The 16,005-nt window shown below is 72.7% G+C and carries 11 protein-coding genes and 1 pseudogene; 6 read left to right on the top strand and 6 right to left on the bottom strand.

Annotation, left to right across the window (positions count from 1 at the left end; all coding sequences use genetic code 11):
- Window positions 1–61: 61 nt before the first annotated feature.
- From HPT28_RS20635 to mshC, 4 genes are all read left to right on the top strand, one after another.
- Window positions 62–790: an MSMEG_4193 family putative phosphomutase gene (locus HPT28_RS20635; protein ID WP_219092657.1), complete on the top strand. Its 729-nt coding sequence runs from the start codon at window positions 62–64 to the stop codon at window positions 788–790.
- A gap of 66 nt (window positions 791–856) precedes the next feature.
- The gene (locus HPT28_RS20630) at window positions 857–1,450 is read left to right on the top strand and encodes a DUF3090 domain-containing protein (protein WP_219092656.1); all 594 of its coding nucleotides are present in this window, start codon (window positions 857–859) and stop codon (window positions 1,448–1,450) included.
- The gene (locus HPT28_RS20625; protein WP_219092655.1) at window positions 1,411–2,292 is read left to right on the top strand and encodes an SCO1664 family protein; all 882 of its coding nucleotides are present in this window, start codon (window positions 1,411–1,413) and stop codon (window positions 2,290–2,292) included. The genes HPT28_RS20630 and HPT28_RS20625 overlap by 40 nt, the downstream gene beginning before the upstream one ends.
- A gap of 114 nt (window positions 2,293–2,406) precedes the next feature.
- A complete protein-coding gene (mshC, locus tag HPT28_RS20620; protein WP_219092654.1) occupies window positions 2,407–3,636 on the top strand; it encodes a cysteine--1-D-myo-inosityl 2-amino-2-deoxy-alpha-D-glucopyranoside ligase in 1,230 nt (409 codons plus the stop codon).
- Between the two features lie 258 nt (window positions 3,637–3,894).
- On the opposite strand, the pseudogene HPT28_RS20615 reads toward mshC, so the two are convergent.
- From HPT28_RS20615 to HPT28_RS20590, 6 genes and pseudogenes are all read right to left on the bottom strand, one after another.
- Window positions 3,895–4,839, bottom strand: a pseudogene (locus HPT28_RS20615) (PAC2 family protein); the annotation flags it as partial.
- 116 nt (window positions 4,840–4,955) lie between these two features.
- Window positions 4,956–6,131, bottom strand: coding sequence for a hypothetical protein (locus HPT28_RS20610; protein ID WP_257579011.1), 1,176 nt, complete (start codon window positions 6,129–6,131; stop codon window positions 4,956–4,958).
- Between the two features lie 86 nt (window positions 6,132–6,217).
- On the bottom strand, window positions 6,218–7,831 hold the full coding sequence (locus HPT28_RS20605) for a glycerol-3-phosphate dehydrogenase/oxidase (RefSeq protein WP_219092653.1): 1,614 nt from the start codon (window positions 7,829–7,831) through the stop codon (window positions 6,218–6,220).
- A gap of 5 nt (window positions 7,832–7,836) precedes the next feature.
- Entirely contained in the window at window positions 7,837–9,366 is a 1,530-nt protein-coding gene (gene glpK / locus HPT28_RS20600; RefSeq protein WP_219092652.1) for a glycerol kinase GlpK, read from the bottom strand.
- A gap of 34 nt (window positions 9,367–9,400) precedes the next feature.
- A complete protein-coding gene (locus HPT28_RS20595) occupies window positions 9,401–10,183 on the bottom strand; it encodes an MIP/aquaporin family protein (RefSeq protein ID WP_219092651.1) in 783 nt (260 codons plus the stop codon).
- 430 nt (window positions 10,184–10,613) lie between these two features.
- Window positions 10,614–11,378, bottom strand: coding sequence for an IclR family transcriptional regulator (locus HPT28_RS20590; RefSeq protein ID WP_219092650.1), 765 nt, complete (start codon window positions 11,376–11,378; stop codon window positions 10,614–10,616).
- Between the two features lie 218 nt (window positions 11,379–11,596).
- Between HPT28_RS20590 and metH the strand changes: the two genes are divergently transcribed.
- Both metH and HPT28_RS20580 read left to right on the top strand, forming a co-directional pair.
- Window positions 11,597–15,139, top strand: coding sequence for a methionine synthase (metH, locus tag HPT28_RS20585; protein ID WP_219092649.1), 3,543 nt, complete (start codon window positions 11,597–11,599; stop codon window positions 15,137–15,139).
- Window positions 15,140–15,236: 97 nt separating this feature from the next.
- Window positions 15,237–15,944: an HAD family phosphatase gene (locus tag HPT28_RS20580; RefSeq protein ID WP_219092648.1), complete on the top strand. Its 708-nt coding sequence runs from the start codon at window positions 15,237–15,239 to the stop codon at window positions 15,942–15,944.
- The last annotated feature ends 61 nt before the right edge of the window (window positions 15,945–16,005 follow it).

Here is a 16,005-nt window from a genome sequence, read left to right as displayed (position 1 = left end):
GTCGAGCCGGTTTCGAGGACGGCCCGGCCGGTCCGCGGCCGTCTGGCCTACCCTGGGCGCCATGCCCACGCTGCTCCTCGTGCGCCACGGCCGGTCGACGGCCAACACCTCCGGGCTCCTGGCCGGCCGCACGCCCGGCGTCGCCCTGGACGAGAAGGGCGAGGCGCAGGCCGCCGCGCTCCCGGTCCGGCTGGCAGCGGTGCCGCTGGCCGCCGCCGTCCGCAGCCCCCTGCTGCGCTGCCGTCAGACGCTTCAGCCGCTGGCCGCCGCGCGGCCGGAGCTCACCGTCACCGAGGACGAGCGCATCGCCGAGTGCGACTACGGGGACTGGACCAACCGCAAGCTCAGCGAGCTGCTGGACGAGCCGCTCATGGCCGCCGTGCAGCAGCACCCCGGCTCGGTGGCGTTCCCCGGCGGCGAGACGATGCGCGGCATGCAGCAGCGGGCGGTGGACGCCGTCCGGGAGTGGAACGAGCGGGTGTCGGACGAGTACGGGCCCGAGGCCGTCTACCTCATGTGCTCGCACGGGGACATCATCAAGTCCGTCGTGGCCGACGCCCTCGGCATGCACCTCGACCTGTTCCAGCGCGTGAGCGTCGAACCCGGTTCGGTGACCGCGATCCGCTACACCACCCTGCGCCCCTTCCTCGTCCGGCTGGGCGACACCGGGCGGCTCGACTCCCTCGCCCCGCGCGAGCCGGACGCCGCCGCGTCGGCGTCCCAGGACCAGGCCGGCGCCTCCACCGTGCCCGGCGAGGACGGCAACGCCGCGGTCGGGGGCGGTGCGTGAGCGCGTAGATCACCGCGCGCAGTAGGGTGCCATTGACCCCCGTTGCCGAAACCGATGGAGCAGGACGTGTCCCGTCAGGTGTTCCTCTACGACCCGCCGGACCGATTCGTCGCCGGTACGGTCGGCCTGCCCGGGCGGCGGACCTTCTATCTCCAGGCCGCCTCGGCGGGTCGCACCACGAGCGTCGCGCTGGAGAAGGCCCAGGTGGAAGCGCTCGCCGAGCGGATCGACGAGCTGCTCGACGAGGTGGTCCGCCGCAGCGGCGGCAGTACCGCCGTACCGGCCGTGGCGCCCAGCGAGCTGTCCGACACCGAGCCGCTGACCAGCCCCGTCGAGGAGGAGTTCCGCGTCGGCACCATGGCGCTCGCCTGGGACGGCGAGAGTGAGCGCATGGTCGTCGAGGCGCAGGCGCTGGTGACCCTGGAGGCGGACTCCGACGAGTCCCTCGCCGAGGCGGAGGAGCGGCTCCTCCACGACGACGAGAACGGGCCCCCCATGCTGCGGGTGCGGATCACCGGCTCCATGGCCCGGGCCTTCGCCAAGCGCGCCATGGAGGTCGTCAACGCCGGGCGCCCGCCGTGCCCGCTGTGCAGCCTCCCGCTCGACCCGGAGGGACACGTATGCCCGCGCCAGAACGGATACCGCCGCGGGGAAGCGTGAGCCCGGCCAGTCAGGGCGAGCGGACCGCGGAGGCGACGGCCGCCCTGCTGGCGCGCGGTGAGCTGACCGTCGTCGGACGGATCGCCGACGCCTCGAACGCGGTGCTGTACGCCACCGTCGCCGACGGGGACGCGAGCGTGCCCTGCGTCTACAAACCCGTGGCCGGGGAGCGCCCCCTGTGGGACTTCCCGCGCGGCACGCTGGCCGCCCGGGAGGTCGCCGCCTACGAGGTGTGCCGCGCGCTCGGCTGGGAGCTCGTGCCGCCCACCGTGCTGCGCGACGGGCCCTTCGGCGAGGGCATGTGCCAGGAGTGGATCGGCCCCGCGCCCGACGCCGGGGAGCCGCCGCCCAGCGCCGCCGACGAGCTGCTCGCCCTGGTGGACGGCGACGAGCCGGGGCCGGGCTGGCGGGCCGTGGGCTTCGCCGAGACGGCGCCGGGGCGCACGGCCCTGCTGGTCCACGCCGACGACCCCCGCCTGCGCCGGCTGGCCGTGCTCGACGCCGTGATCAACAACGCCGACCGCAAGGGCGGCCACCTGCTGCCGCTGCCCGACGGCCGCCTCTACGCCATCGACCACGGCGTCACCTTCCACACGGACGACAAGCTGCGCACGCTGCTGTGGGGCTGGGCCGGGGAGCCGCTGCCGGCGGAGGCCCTGGGGCCGCTGCGGCGGCTCGGTCCGGCGCTGAAGGACGGCGAGCCGCTCGCCGCTCGCCTCGCGGCGCTGCTCGATGCGGCGGAGCTGGAGGCCCTGCGACGCCGCACGGCCGACCTCCTGGCCACCGGCCGCCATCCCGCCCCCGGCGGACAGTGGCCGGCCATCCCCTGGCCGCCCGTCTGACCCGCTGGGGGTGGTGCGCCTAGCGCTTCGCGCCCCCGTTGGCAAGAGGGCGGATTCGGTCACAGATCGCGTCCCGTTCGATGGCTGAACACCCGTCCGGTTACGCTCTTGACCATGCATGCCTGGCCCGCATCCGAGGTCCCCGCCCTGCCCGGCACCGGCCGCGACCTCAGGATCCACGACACCGCGACCGGCGGTCGGGTGACCCTCACCCCCGGTCCCGTCGCCCGCCTCTACGTCTGCGGCATCACGCCGTACGACGCCACCCACCTGGGGCACGCGGCGACCTACAACGCGTTCGACCTCGTGCAACGCGTGTGGCTCGACACCAAGCGGCAGGTTCACTACGTACAGAACGTCACCGACATCGACGATCCGCTGCTGGAGCGGGCCGTCGCCACCGGCCAGGACTGGACCGAGATCGCCGAGCGGGAGACGGCCCTCTTCCGTGAGGACATGACCGCCCTGCGCATGCTCCCGCCGCGCCACTACATCGGAGCGGTGGAGTCGATACCGTCGATCGTTCCCATGATCGAGAAGCTGCTGGAGGCCGGTGCGGCCTACGAGCTCGACGGCGACGTCTACTTCTCCGTCGAGGCCGACCCGCACTTCGGCGGCGTCTCCGGACTCGACGCCGCGACCATGCGGGCCCTGTCCGCCGAGCGGGGAGGAGACCCGGAGCGTCCGGGCAAGAAGAACCCGCTCGACCCCATGCTGTGGGTCGCCGCACGGGACGGCGAACCGCACTGGGACGGCAAGTCGCTCGGCCCCGGCCGGCCCGGCTGGCACATCGAGTGCGTGGCCATCGCCCTGGATCACCTCGGCATGGGGTTCGACGTCCAGGGAGGCGGCTCCGACCTGGCCTTCCCGCACCACGAGATGGGCGCCTCGCACGCCCAGAGCCTCACCGGCGAGCACCCCTTCGCGCAGACGTACGTGCACGCCGGCATGGTCGGCCTGCACGGCGAGAAGATGTCGAAGTCCAAGGGCAACCTGGTCTTCGTCTCCACGCTGCGCGCGGACGGCACCGACCCCGCCGCGATCCGGCTCGCTCTGCTGGCCCACCACTACCGGGCCGACTGGGAGTACACCGACGCGGTGCTCGACGCCGCCGTGGCCCGGCTCGGGCGCTGGCGCTCCGCGGTGTCGCGCCCCGACGGGCCGCCCGCCGAGGCGCTGGTGGAGGAGATGCGCACCGCTCTGGCCGACGACCTCGACGCCCCCGCGGCGCTGGCGGCCGTCGACCGCTGGGCCGAGGCCCAGCACGCCGGAGGCGGGACGGACGAGGGCGCCCCCGGGCTCGTCTCCCGAGCCGTGGACGCCCTCCTCGGCGTGGCCCTGTGACGACCGCCNACCGCCCCCGCCGCGCTCGTCCTCGCCGCCGTCCTCCTCCGCGCCTGCCGCTCCGGGGGAGGGCGGCGGCTTCCTCGTGCCCTCCTCCGCGGCGGCCTCCCCGGACCCGGGCTCGGACCCGGGCTCGCGGTCGGCGTGGTCGCCGCTCTCGTCGCGGGTCTCGTCACCGTCCTCGGCGTCGTCCGGCTTCTCGGGCTCGTGGGCCTCCTCGGCCTCCTCGGGCTCCGCGGGGCCGCGGCCGCGCCCCCGCGGGCGGGCCCGGCCGGTGCCCGGGTCGCGCAGGTAGGGCCCGGGGCCGCCCGCCTCCGCCCCGAGCTGGCCCTCGGCCGCCGTGCCGCCGGGCGCCCCCGGCTGGCCGTCCCGCCGCCGCAGGTACCGCTCGAACTCGCGGGCGATGGCCTCACCGGAGGCCTCCGGCAGCTCCGCGGTGTCGCGGGCCTCCTCCAGCGACTGGACGTACTCGGCGACCTCGCTGTCCTCGGCCGCGAGCTGGTCGACCCCGACCTGCCACGCCCGGGCGTCCTCGGCCAGTTCGCCCAGCGGGATCCGCAGGTCCAGCAGGTCCTCCAGCCGGTTCAGCAGCGCCAGGGTGGCCTTCGGGTTCGGCGGCTGGGAGACGTAGTGCGGCACGGCCGCCCACAGGCTCACCGCCGGGACGCCGGCGTGGGTGCAGGCCTCCTGGAGGATGCCGACGATGCCGGTGGGCCCCTCGTAGCGGGACTCCTCCAGATCCATCGTCCGGGCCAGATCGGCGTCGGAGGTCACCCCGGTGACGGGCACCGGCCGGGTGTGCGGGGTGTCGCCCAGCAGCGCGCCCAGGACGACGACCATCTCCACGCCCAACTCGTGCGCGAACCCGAGCAGTTCGTTGCAGAACGAGCGCCAGCGCATGCTGGGCTCGATGCCGCGCACCAGCACCAGGTCGCGGGGCCGCTCGCCGGAGGTCCGTACCACCGACAGCCGGGTCGTGGGCCACGTGATCTTCCGCACCCCGCCGTCGAGCCACACCTGCGGTCTGTTGACCTGGAAGTCGTAGTAGTCCTCGGCGTCCAGCGCGGCGAAGACCTCGCCCTTCCACTCGCGGTGCAGGTGCCCGACCGCGCTGGATGCGGCGTCGCCGGCGTCGTTCCAGCCCTCGAACGCGGCCACCATGACCGGGTCGACCAGCTCGGGAACACCCTCCAGCTCGATCACCCAGCGCCTCCTTCATGCCCGGGCGGGGACTCTCCACCGCCCCGGCTGCCGTTCGTCGTCCTTGCGCGAGTTCAGCCTACGGCGTCGCGGCGCACTCGCCGCCGCCGACGGTGCATCTACCTGCGGGCGGGCGCCACCCAGCCGCGGCGGTAGGCCGCCCAGTCCTCCTCCGTCGCCGCGAAGTCGACGTAGAGGGCGACGCCGAACAGCTCCCGGTCCGCGTCCCCGCGGCCCAGGCCCAGCCGGACGCCCCGGACGGCGGCGTCGACCGTCTCCGCCCGGTGCAACAGGTCGTCCGGGTGGAAGAACGGAAGCCCCATCAGCAGCACGGTGTCCCGAGGCGTCACCTCCAGCGCCAGCCGCGTCTGCTGGGCCACGTAGCCGCCGTACAGCGACTCGGCCGGCGTGGGGGCGTCGTACGACATCAGTGCGACCTGATCCACCCTGCGCGCTACGTGGCCGAAATACGACTGCGACCACCACTTCCCACGGCCGGTCAGTGCCCGGGCCGCCCGGTGCAGTCCGGGCAGCGGGTCGATCTGATGGGCCGCCACCGACAGCACTCCGCCGTACTCGTGCACCACGGTCCCCAGCCGCTCCAGCAGCCGCAGGTAGTCCTCGTCCCCCGAGCGCAGCGGCTCCAGATCCAGATGGACGCCGTCGAATCCCAGCTCCATCACCTCGCGGGCGCTGGCGACGACCCCGTCCCGGGAGCGCGCGTTCGCCAGCCGCAGCGACTCGCCGTCCTCCCGGCCGTAGACGAGGGCGTTGCCGAGGAACGAGTGCACCCGCACCCCCGGCAGCTCCCGGTGCACGGCCTCCACCAGCCAGCGCGAGCGCGGGTGCTTCTCCGGCGACAGTGTCCCGTCCCGCTCCAGCGGCCCGGTGTGCACGTACAGCTCGCGGATGCCGGTGCCCTCGACGCGCCGCGCGAAGGCGGCGAGGTCCGCGTCGTCCTTGCGGCCGTCCACCCAGGCGTGGCCGAGCCAGATCGCGTCCCGGTCCCGGGTGTGCGTGCCCGGCGCGAGGTCACCGGCGTAGGCCAGCCGCAGGGCGAGCGCGGCGGCGCCGGGCGGCACCAGCAGCGTCACGGTGAGCAGGACCGCCGTCCACACCACCGTGCGCCGCTTCGGCCGCCGCGGCAGCCGTGCCCGCAGGGCGCGCAGCCGGCGCGACCAGGCCCCCCGGCCGTCCGCCCCCTCGGGCCTCCGCGTCTTTGTCTCGTGCGTCCGGTCCCCCTCGCGGACTCCGCCCGCCGCGTGTGATCCGTCCGTCCCGCCCGGCGCGACCATGCCCCGACCCCCTCGGCCCCTGTGGCGTCACGTTTCCGTGCACTCTGCCACAGGGGCCGGGGCCACCGGGTCGGGAACGGTGGCCGTCAGGCGGGGCGCTGCCCCAGCAGGTCCTCCACCCGGGACCGCACCTCGGGGGTGTCCAGGCCGCGCACCGTCAGGGTGGTGCGGCGGCGCAGGACGTCCTCGGCGGTGGCGGCCCACTCGTGGTCCCGGGCGTAGACGACCTGGGCCCAGATCTCCGGGCCGTCCGGGTGGATGCGCTCGCCGAGCGCGGGGTCCTCGGTCGCCAGCCGGGCGATGTCGAAGGACAGCGCACCGTAGTGCGTCGCCAGGTGACGGGCGGTCAGCGGGTCGATGCGCGTCCCCGGCTCCCGGTCGACCAGCAGCCGGTGGGCGACCGCGTTCGGGTTGGCGACACCCGGCAGCGGCACCCGGCGCGGCAGCAGCGAGACGGGCTGCATGTCGTCGGTGAGCGTGCGTCCGGGCAGACGCGCCAGCCGGTTCATCACCGTGCGGCCGATGTGCCGGTACGTCGTCCACTTCCCTCCGGCCACCGACAGCATGCCGCCCCGGCCCTCGGTGACGACGGTCTCCCGCTTGGCCGACTCGACGCCGCCGGGGCCGCCGGGCAGCACCCGCAGTCCGGCGAAGGCGTAGGTGATCAGATCCCGCGAGAGGTGCTCGTCCCGCACGGAGACGGCCGCCTCGTCGAGGATCTGGGCGATGTCCGCCTCGGTGGCCGACACCTCGGCCGGGTCGCCCTCGAAGGACTCGTCCGTCGTGCCCAGCAGGAGCTGGTCCTCCCAGGGGAGGGCGAAGGTGATCCGGTACTTGTCGATCGGCGTGGCCATGGCCGCCCGCCACGGCGCCTTGCGCCTGAGGACGACGTGGGCGCCCTTGGACAGCCGGATGCTGGGATCGGCCCCGGCGTCCTCCATGCGGCGCAGGTGGTCGACCCACGGGCCGGTGGCGTTGAGCACCAGCCGGGCGTCCACGCCGAACTCGGTGCCGTCCAGGCGGTCCCTGAGCTCGGCGCCCGTCACCCGGCCGCGGGTGAAGCGCAGCCCGGTGACCTCGGCGTGGTTGAGGACGACGGCGCCGGAGGCCACGGCGGCGCGCACCGTCATGACGGCGACCCGGGAGTCGTTCATCTGGTGGTCGCCGTAGACGGCGACGGCCTTGAGGTCGTCCGTGCGCAGCCCCGGGTTGTCGGCGGCGGCGCGGGCGGGGGATATGACCCGGCCCACGCCGTCGCCGAACGCCGAGAGCGCCGAGTAGGCGAACACGCCCGCGCCCAGCTTCGCCGCGCCGTGCGGCCCGCCCTTGTAGACGGGCAGGTAGAACGTCAGCGGGTTGACCAGGTGCGGGGCGACGTCCTTGGCCAGGACGCGGCGCTCGTGGTGGTTCTCCGCGACCAGCTTGACCGATCCCGTCTGCAGGTAGCGCAGACCGCCGTGGACGAGCTTGGAGGACGCGGACGAGGTGGCGCCGGCGAAGTCGCCGGCGTCCACCATCGCCACCCGCAGGCCCGACTGGGCCGCGTGCCAGGCGACCGAGGTGCCCAGGATGCCGCCACCGATCACGAGGAGGTCGTACGTCGCCCGGGCGAGCACGTCTCTGGTCTCGGCGCGACGCGGGTTGGCACCGGCAGCCGGATGCGCTCCGAGGGACGGAACGCTCTGCGGGATGGTGTTCATGTCGCTCAGTTCTCCTCTTCGATCCAGCCCATGGTCCGCTCGACGGCCTTGAGCCAGTTCTTGTATTCGCGGTCGCGCACGGCCGCGTCCATACGGGGGGTCCATTCGGCCGCGCGACGCCAGTTGGCGCGCAGCGCTTCGGTGTCCGGCCAGAAGCCGACGGCGAGACCGGCGGCGTAGGCGGCACCCAGGCAGGTGGTCTCGGCGACCATCGGACGCACCACGGGCGCGTCGAGGACGTCGGAGATGTTCTGCATCAGCAGGTTGTTGGAGGTCATACCGCCGTCGACCTTGAGGGCGGTGAGCTCGACGCCGGAGTCCTTGGCCATCGCGTCGACGATCTCGCGGGTCTGCCAGGCCGTCGCCTCCAGCACGGCCCGGGCCAGGTGCGCCTTGGTGACGTAGCGGGTGAGCCCGGCGATGACGCCGCGCGCGTCCGAGCGCCAGTAGGGGGCGAAGAGGCCGGAGAAGGCGGGGACGAAGTAGGCGCCGCCGTTGTCCTCGACGGAGCTGGCGAGCGTCTCGATCTCCGCGGCGGTGCTGATCAGGCCCATCTGGTCGCGCATCCACTGCACCAGGGAGCCGGTGACGGCGATCGCGCCCTCCAGCGCGAACACCGGCTTCTGGTCGCCGATGCGGTAACCGACGGTCGTCAGCAGGCCGTTGTAGGAGTTGACCGGCTTGTGGCCGGTGTTCATCAGCAGGAAGGTGCCGGTGCCGTAGGTCGACTTGCCCTCGCCGGGGTCGAAGCAGGTCTGGCCGAACAGCGCCGCCTGCTGGTCGCCGAGCGCGGAGGCCACCGGGATGCCCTCCAGCACGCCGCTCGCGCAGTGCCCGTAGACCTCGGCGGAGGAGCGGATCTCCGGCAGCACCGCCATGGGCACGTCCATGGACGCGCAGATCTTCTCGTCCCACTGCATGGTGTGCAGGTTCATCAGCATGGTGCGGGAGGCGTTGGTGACGTCGGTGACGTGCACGCCGCCGTCCGGGCCACCGGTGAGGTTCCAGATGACCCAGGAGTCCATGGTGCCGAAGAGGATCTCGCCCCGCTCGGCGCGCTCCCGCAGCCCCTCGACGTTGTCGAGCAGCCAGCGGATCTTGGGGCCGGCGAAGTAGGAGGCCAGCGGCAGCCCGGTGTCACGGCGGAAGCGGTCCTGGCCGACGTTGCGGCCCAGCTCGCGGCAGAGCGCGTCGGTGCGGGTGTCCTGCCAGACCAGCGCGTTGTGGACGGGCTCGCCGGTGGCCTTGTCCCACAGGAGTGTCGTCTCACGCTGGTTGGTGATGCCGATGGCCTGCACGTCGGCGCGGTCGACACCGGCCTTGCGGACGGCGCCCTCGACGACTTCCTGAACGTTCGTCCAGATTTCGGTGCCGTCGTGCTCGACCCAGCCCGGCTTGGGGAAGATCTGCTCGTGCTCCTTCTGGTCGACGCCGACGATCCGGCCGTCGGTGTCGAAGACGATGCAGCGGCTGGAGGTGGTGCCCTGGTCGATGGCGGCGATGTACCCGGGGTGGGCGGCGGTGGTGTCAGTCATCTCGGTACTCCAGGAGGTCGGTGGACGAGGTCGGTCAGGCGAACGCGAGCTGGTACAGACCGCCGGCGAGGGCGCCGCCGAGCAGCGGCCCCATCACCGGGATCCAGGCGTAGCTCCAGTCTGACCCGCCCTTGTTCGGCAGGGGCAGCAACGCGTGCACGATTCGCGGACCGAGATCGCGCGCCGGGTTGATGGCGTACCCCGTCGGGCCGCCGAGGGAGAGACCGATGCCGACGACGACGAGGGCGACCATGAGGATGCCGGTGCCGGACAGGGCCAGGCCCTCGTTGATACCCAGGGTGAGGATCGCGAGGACGAGAACGAACGTGCCGATGATCTCCGTGGCCAGGTTCTGCGCGGTGTTGCGGATCTCCGGCCCGGTCGAGAACACGCCGAGCACGGGGCCGGGCGCGTCGGTGGCTGTGGCCGTCTTGGTGGCCTGCGTGCCGGGGCCGCCGACGATCTCACGGTCGGTGAGGTGGGCTATGAAATGTCCGTAGTAGGCGACCCACACCAGGAAGGCGCCGATCATCGCGCCGAGGAGCTGCCCGGCGAAGTAGAAGTGGACCTTGTCCCAGGCGCCCTCCTTGATCGCGAGCCCGACGGTGACCGCCGGGTTGAGGTGGGCGCCGGAGAGGCTGGAGGAGATGTACGCGCCGGTCAGGACGGCGAAGCCCCAGCCGAACGTGATCGCGACCCAGCCCGCGTTGAACGACTTGCTGCGCTTGAGGACGACACCGGCGACGACACCGCCGCCGAGGAGGATGAGCACGGCGGTTCCGATGACTTCGCCGAGGAAAATGTCGGAGTTGGACACCCGCGACTCCTTATGTTCACAGGGAAGGCGGAACCGGTCCCGTCCGGTGTTCGACAATGTCGACCGCCGAACGGCAGTTTTATCCTCGCATCAGACTCCGTCAAGAGGTACGGCGCCCCCCTTTCGCGCCGTGTTCGAATCGTGGCCCTCGTCGCACGGGCCCGCCCCGAGGGGGCGCGGGGAATGGCGCGAGCGACCACGATGCGCGGGTCGCGCCCCGAGGGGGCGTGGGGAACTGCGCGAACAGCCACGTCGCGCCCGCGGCCGGGGTCCCAGGGGCCCACCTCCTGGAGAAACGGGAAGGGGCGGGCCTGGGGCACCCGCCCTCGGCGACGGGGTCAGGCGGGGGCGTGTGCTCACCCGGTGCCGGGGGCTGCGCTTGCCGGCCCCGCGCCTCCGGCGCAGACCTCCCAAGCGGGCGCGGCGGGAGTCAGAAGCGGGCGGCGCCCAGGTCGCGCGAGACGGCCCGCGCGCAGTCACGGACGGAGGCGACCAGCTCCGGCCGCAGCTCGTCGCCGTGGCACAGCCGCTCCACGGCCCCGGTGATGCCGACCGCGCCCACGGTGAGGCGACGCCGGTCGTGGATGGGGGCCGCGATGGAGGCCACCCCCTCCCACGTCTCCTCCTGGTCCGCGGCCCAGCCGCGCGCCCGGACGAGGCCGAGGCACTCCTCCAGCGCCGCCTCCGAGGTCAGGGTGCGGGACGTGAACGGCTCCCGCTCGGCGTCCAGCAGGTCGCTGTGCGCCACCGGGTCGTAGGCGGCCAGCACCTTGCCCGCCGCGGTGCTGTGCAGGGGCTGCATGGCGCCGATCTCCAGCACCTGGCGGCTGTCGTCGGGCCGGAAGACGTGGTGGACGACGAGGACGCCGCCGCTGTGCAGGACGCCCAGGTACACGGCCTCGCCGCTGGACCGGGCCAGGTCGTCCGACCACACCAGGGCGCGGGCGCGCAGCTCGTGGACGTCGAGATAGCTGTTGCCCAGCCGCAGCAGCTCGGCGCCGAGCTGGTAGCGGCCGGAGGCCTCGTCCTGCTCCACGAAGCCCTCCTGTTGGAGGGTGCGCAGCAGGCCGTGCGCGGTCCCCTTGGCCAGGCCGAGCGTGGACGCGATGTCGGACAGGCCGAGTCGCCGCTCGCCGCCGGCGAGCAGCCGCAGCACGGCGGCAGCCCGCTCCAGGGACTGGATGCTCCGGGCCATCGGACTACCTCTCTTCGCCTCGGCGGTGACTGGTATCCGCCGGTCGACAATGTCGAACGGTAGCGGATCATGTCGATGGCCGGATAGCCGGGGAAATACTACGGCCGTCCACGCTCCGGAACGCGACCGGTCAATCTCCGGGCTCCTCGCTACCCTGGCGGGGTGCGTCCGCACACGTGGACGCAAAGCCGACAGCCGTCGCACACCAGGGAGCACAGATGTCCTCGCCGTCCGCAGCAGCCGCACGACGGGCCGGGTCCGCAGCCACACCTCTCAGCCACGCAGAGCGGATCGCCGCGTTCCGGGAGGCGCTCGCCTCCCGGGTCGTGGTCGCCGACGGAGCGATGGGGACGATGCTCCAGGCCCAGGAGCCGTCCCTGGACGACTTCCAGCAGCTCGAGGGCTGCAACGAGGTCCTCAACGTGACGCGTCCGGACATCGTGCGTTCCGTGCACCAGGAGTACTTCGCCGCCGGCGTGGACTGCGTGGAGACCAACACCTTCGGCGCCAACCACGCCGCGCTGGGCGAGTACGAGATCACCGAGCGGAACTTCGAGCTCTCGGAGTCCGGGGCCCGGCTGGCGCGTGAGGTGGCGGACGAGTTCGCGGCCGAGGACGGCCGGGTGCGCTGGGTGCTGGGCTCGATGGGCCCGGGCACGAAGCTGCCCACGCTGGGCCACGCCCCCTACGACGTGCTGCGCGACGCCTACCAGACCAACGCCGAGGGGCTCATCGCCGGCGGGGCCGACGCGCTGCTGGTGGAGACGACCCAGGACCTCCTGCAGACCAAGGCGGCCGTCATCGGCGCCCGCCGGGCGGTGGCCGCGACGGGCATGAACCTGCCGGTCATCTGTTCCGTGACGGTGGAGACGACCGGCACGATGCTGCTGGGCTCGGAGATCGGCGCGGCGCTCACCGCGCTGGAGCCGCTGGGCATCGACATGATCGGCATGAACTGCGCGACCGGCCCGGCGGAGATGAGCGAGCACCTGCGCTACCTGGCTCGCCACTCCCGGGTCCCGCTGGCGTGCATGCCGAACGCGGGCCTGCCGGTGCTGGGCAAGGACGGCGCGCACTACCCGCTGACGCCGCAGGAGCTGGCCGACGCGCAGGAGGGCTTCGTCGGGGAGTTCGGCCTCTCGCTGGTGGGCGGCTGCTGCGGGACGACGCCCGAGCACCTGCGCCAGGTCGTCGAACGGGTGCGGGATCTGACCCCGCGTGAGCGCGAGCCGCGTCCCGAGCCCGGGGCCGCGTCGCTCTACCAGACGGTCCCGTTCCGTCAGGACACCGCGTACCTGGCGATCGGCGAGCGGACGAACGCCAACGGCTCGAAGAAGTTCCGCGAGGCCATGCTCGAGGGCCGCTGGGACGACTGCGTGGAGCTCGCCCGGGAGCAGATCCGCGAGGGCGCCCACATGCTGGACCTGTGCGTCGACTACGTGGGCCGGGACGGCGCCGCCGACATGAGGGAGCTGGCCGGGCGCTTCGCGACCGCCTCCACCCTGCCGATCGTGCTGGACTCCACCGAGGTGGACGTGCTGCGGGCGGGCCTGGAGAAACTGGGCGGCCGCGCGGTGATCAACTCGGTGAACTACGAGGACGGAGACGGCCCCGAGTCGCGGTTCGCGAAGGTGGCCGCACTCGCCCGGGAGCACGGTGCGGCGCTGATGGCACTCACCATCGACGAGGAGGGCCAGGCCCGCACCGCGGAGCACAAGGTCGCCATCGCCGAACGCCTCATCACCGATCTCACGACCAACTGGGGAATCCACGAGTCGGACATCATCATCGACTGTCTGACGTTCACGATCTGCACCGGCCAGGAGGAGTCCCGGCGCGACGGCATCGAGACGATCGAGGCGATCCGCGAGCTGAAGCGCCGTCACCCGGACGTGCAGACCACGCTGGGGCTGTCGAACATCTCCTTCGGTCTCAACCCGGCGGCGCGGATCGTGCTCAACTCGGTCTTCCTGGACGAGTGTGTCAAGGCCGGGCTCGACTCGGCGATCGTGCACGCCTCCAAGATCCTGCCGATCGCCCGGCTGGAGGAGGAGCAGGTCCAGGTCGCGCTCGACCTCGTCTACGACCGGCGGCGCGAGGGCTACGACCCGTTGCAGCGGCTGCTGGAGCTGTTCGAGGGGGCGACGGCCAAATCGCTCAAGGCCGGGAAGGCCGAGGAGCTGGCCGCCCTGCCCCTGGAGGAGCGGCTGCAGCGGCGCATCATCGATGGTGAGCGCAACGGCCTGGAGGCCGACCTGGAGGCCGCCCTCGCCGAGCGGCCCGCGCTCGACATCGTGAACGACACGCTGCTGGCCGGGATGAAGGTCGTCGGCGAGCTGTTCGGCTCGGGGCAGATGCAGCTGCCGTTCGTGCTCCAGTCCGCCGAGGTGATGAAGACGGCGGTGGCCTACCTCGAACCGCACATGGAGAAGAGCGACGAGGGCGGCAAGGGCACGATCGTGCTGGCCACGGTGCGCGGCGACGTGCACGACATCGGCAAGAACCTGGTGGACATCATCCTGTCCAACAACGGCTACAACGTCGTGAACCTGGGCATCAAGCAGCCGGTGGCGGCGATCCTGGACGCCGCGACCGAGCACAAGGCCGACGTGATCGGCATGTCCGGCCTGCTGGTGAAGTCCACCGTGATCATGAAGGAGAACCTGGAGGAGCTCAACCAGCGCAAGATGGCCGCCGACTACCCCGTCATCCTCGGCGGCGCCGCGCTGACCCGTGCCTATGTCGAGCAGGACCTCCACGAGATCTACGAGGGGGAGGTCCGGTACGCCCGCGACGCCTTCGAGGGCCTGCGCCTGATGGACGCCCTCATCGCCGTCAAGCGCGGCGTCCCCGGCGCCACTCTGCCGGAGCTGAAGCAGCGCCGGGTCGCCAAGCGCGACGGCGACCTGCCCGAGCCGGCCCCGCTGGACGACACCACCCGTTCGGACGTGGCGACGGACAACCCGGTCCCGGCGCCGCCGTTCAGCGGCACCCGGATCGTGAAGGGCGTCCAGCTCGCCGAGTACGCCTCCTGGCTGGACGAGGGCGCGCTGTTCAAGGGGCAGTGGGGGCTCAAGCAGTCCCGCTCCGGCGAGGGCCCGAGCTACGAGGAGCTGGTGGAGACCGAGGGCCGGCCGCGGCTGCGGGGCTGGCTGGACCGGCTCCAGACCGACAACCTCCTCGAAGCGGCCGTCGTCTACGGTTACTTCCCCTGCCACTCCGAGGGCAACGACCTGGTGATCCTGGGCGAGGACGGGGCGGAGCGGACGCGGTTCACCTTCCCGCGCCAGCGCCGGGGCCGCAGGCTGTGCCTGGCCGACTTCTTCCGGCCCAAGGAGTCCGGGGAGACGGACGTGGTCGGCCTCCAGGTCGTCACGGTCGGCTCCCGCATCGGCGAGGCGACCGCGGAGCTGTTCGCCTCCGACTCCTACCGCGACTACCTGGAGCTGCACGGCCTGTCCGTCCAGCTGGCCGAGGCCCTCGCCGAGTACTGGCACGCCCGTGTCCGGTCCGAGCTGGGCTTCTCCGGAGAGGACCCGGAGTCGGTGGAGGACATGTTCGCGCTCAAGTACCGCGGTGCCCGCTTCTCGCTGGGGTACGGCGCCTGCCCGGACCTGGAGGACCGGGCCAAGATCGCCGATCTCCTCCAGCCCGAGCGCATCGGGGTGAAGCTGTCCGAGGAGTTCCAGCTCCACCCCGAGCAGTCGACCGACGCGATCGTTATTCACCATCCCGAAGCCAAATACTTCAACGCTCGCTGACAACGCGTCGTACACTGATCGATCCGGTATCGGCCGGTTGTCCATTTCCGACCACGGGAGTGGGCGACCGGCCGTCGTGTCCCACGGAGGTTCGCGGATGACCAGCTCGATCCCCGCTCTCGCCACGCGCCCGGCCGACGGCTCGGCCCTGCAGGCCGTCTTCCTCGACATGGACGGCACCCTCGTCGACACCGAGGGCTTCTGGTGGGACGCGGAGGTGGAGGTCTTCGCCGAACTGGGGCACGTCCTCGGGGACGAGCACCGCGAGGTGGTGGTCGGCGGGCCGATGACCCGCAGCGCCGCCTACCTCATCAAGGTCACCGGGGCCGACATCACGGTCCCGGAGCTGTCCGTGCTGCTCAACGCCAAGTTCGAGGAGCGCATCAACGGCGACGTGCCGCTCATGCCCGGGGCGCGCCGACTGCTGACCGAGCTGGCCGCACACGAGGTGCCCACGGCGCTGGTTTCGGCCACGCACCGGCGCATCATGGACGGCATCCTGCGCGCCCTCGGCCCCGAGCACTTCGCGGTGACGGTCGCGGGCGACGAGGTCGAGCGGACCAAACCCCACCCCGAGCCCTACCTCACGGCCGCCCGCCACGTGGGGGCGGAGCCGCACCGGTGCGTCGTCGTGGAGGACACCCACACCGGGGTCACCGCCGCGGAGACGGCCGGCTGCCAGGTCGTCGCCGTGCCCTCGGTGTCTCCCATCGAGCCGGGTGCCGGCCGGACGCTGGTGACCTCGCTGGAGGAGGTCGACCTGTCGTTCCTGCGCTCCCTGGTCAAGCTCACGCACCGGGCGTGACCGCCCGTCGGTGTTCCGGGCCCTGCCCGGCCCGGAACACCGCGTGGCCGCCGGCCCGCCC

The organism is Streptomyces sp. JJ38 (assembly GCF_019303475.1).
Classification (GTDB): Bacteria; Actinomycetota; Actinomycetes; order Streptomycetales; family Streptomycetaceae; genus Streptomyces.
This window is presented reverse-complemented; position numbering and strand designations above follow the sequence as displayed.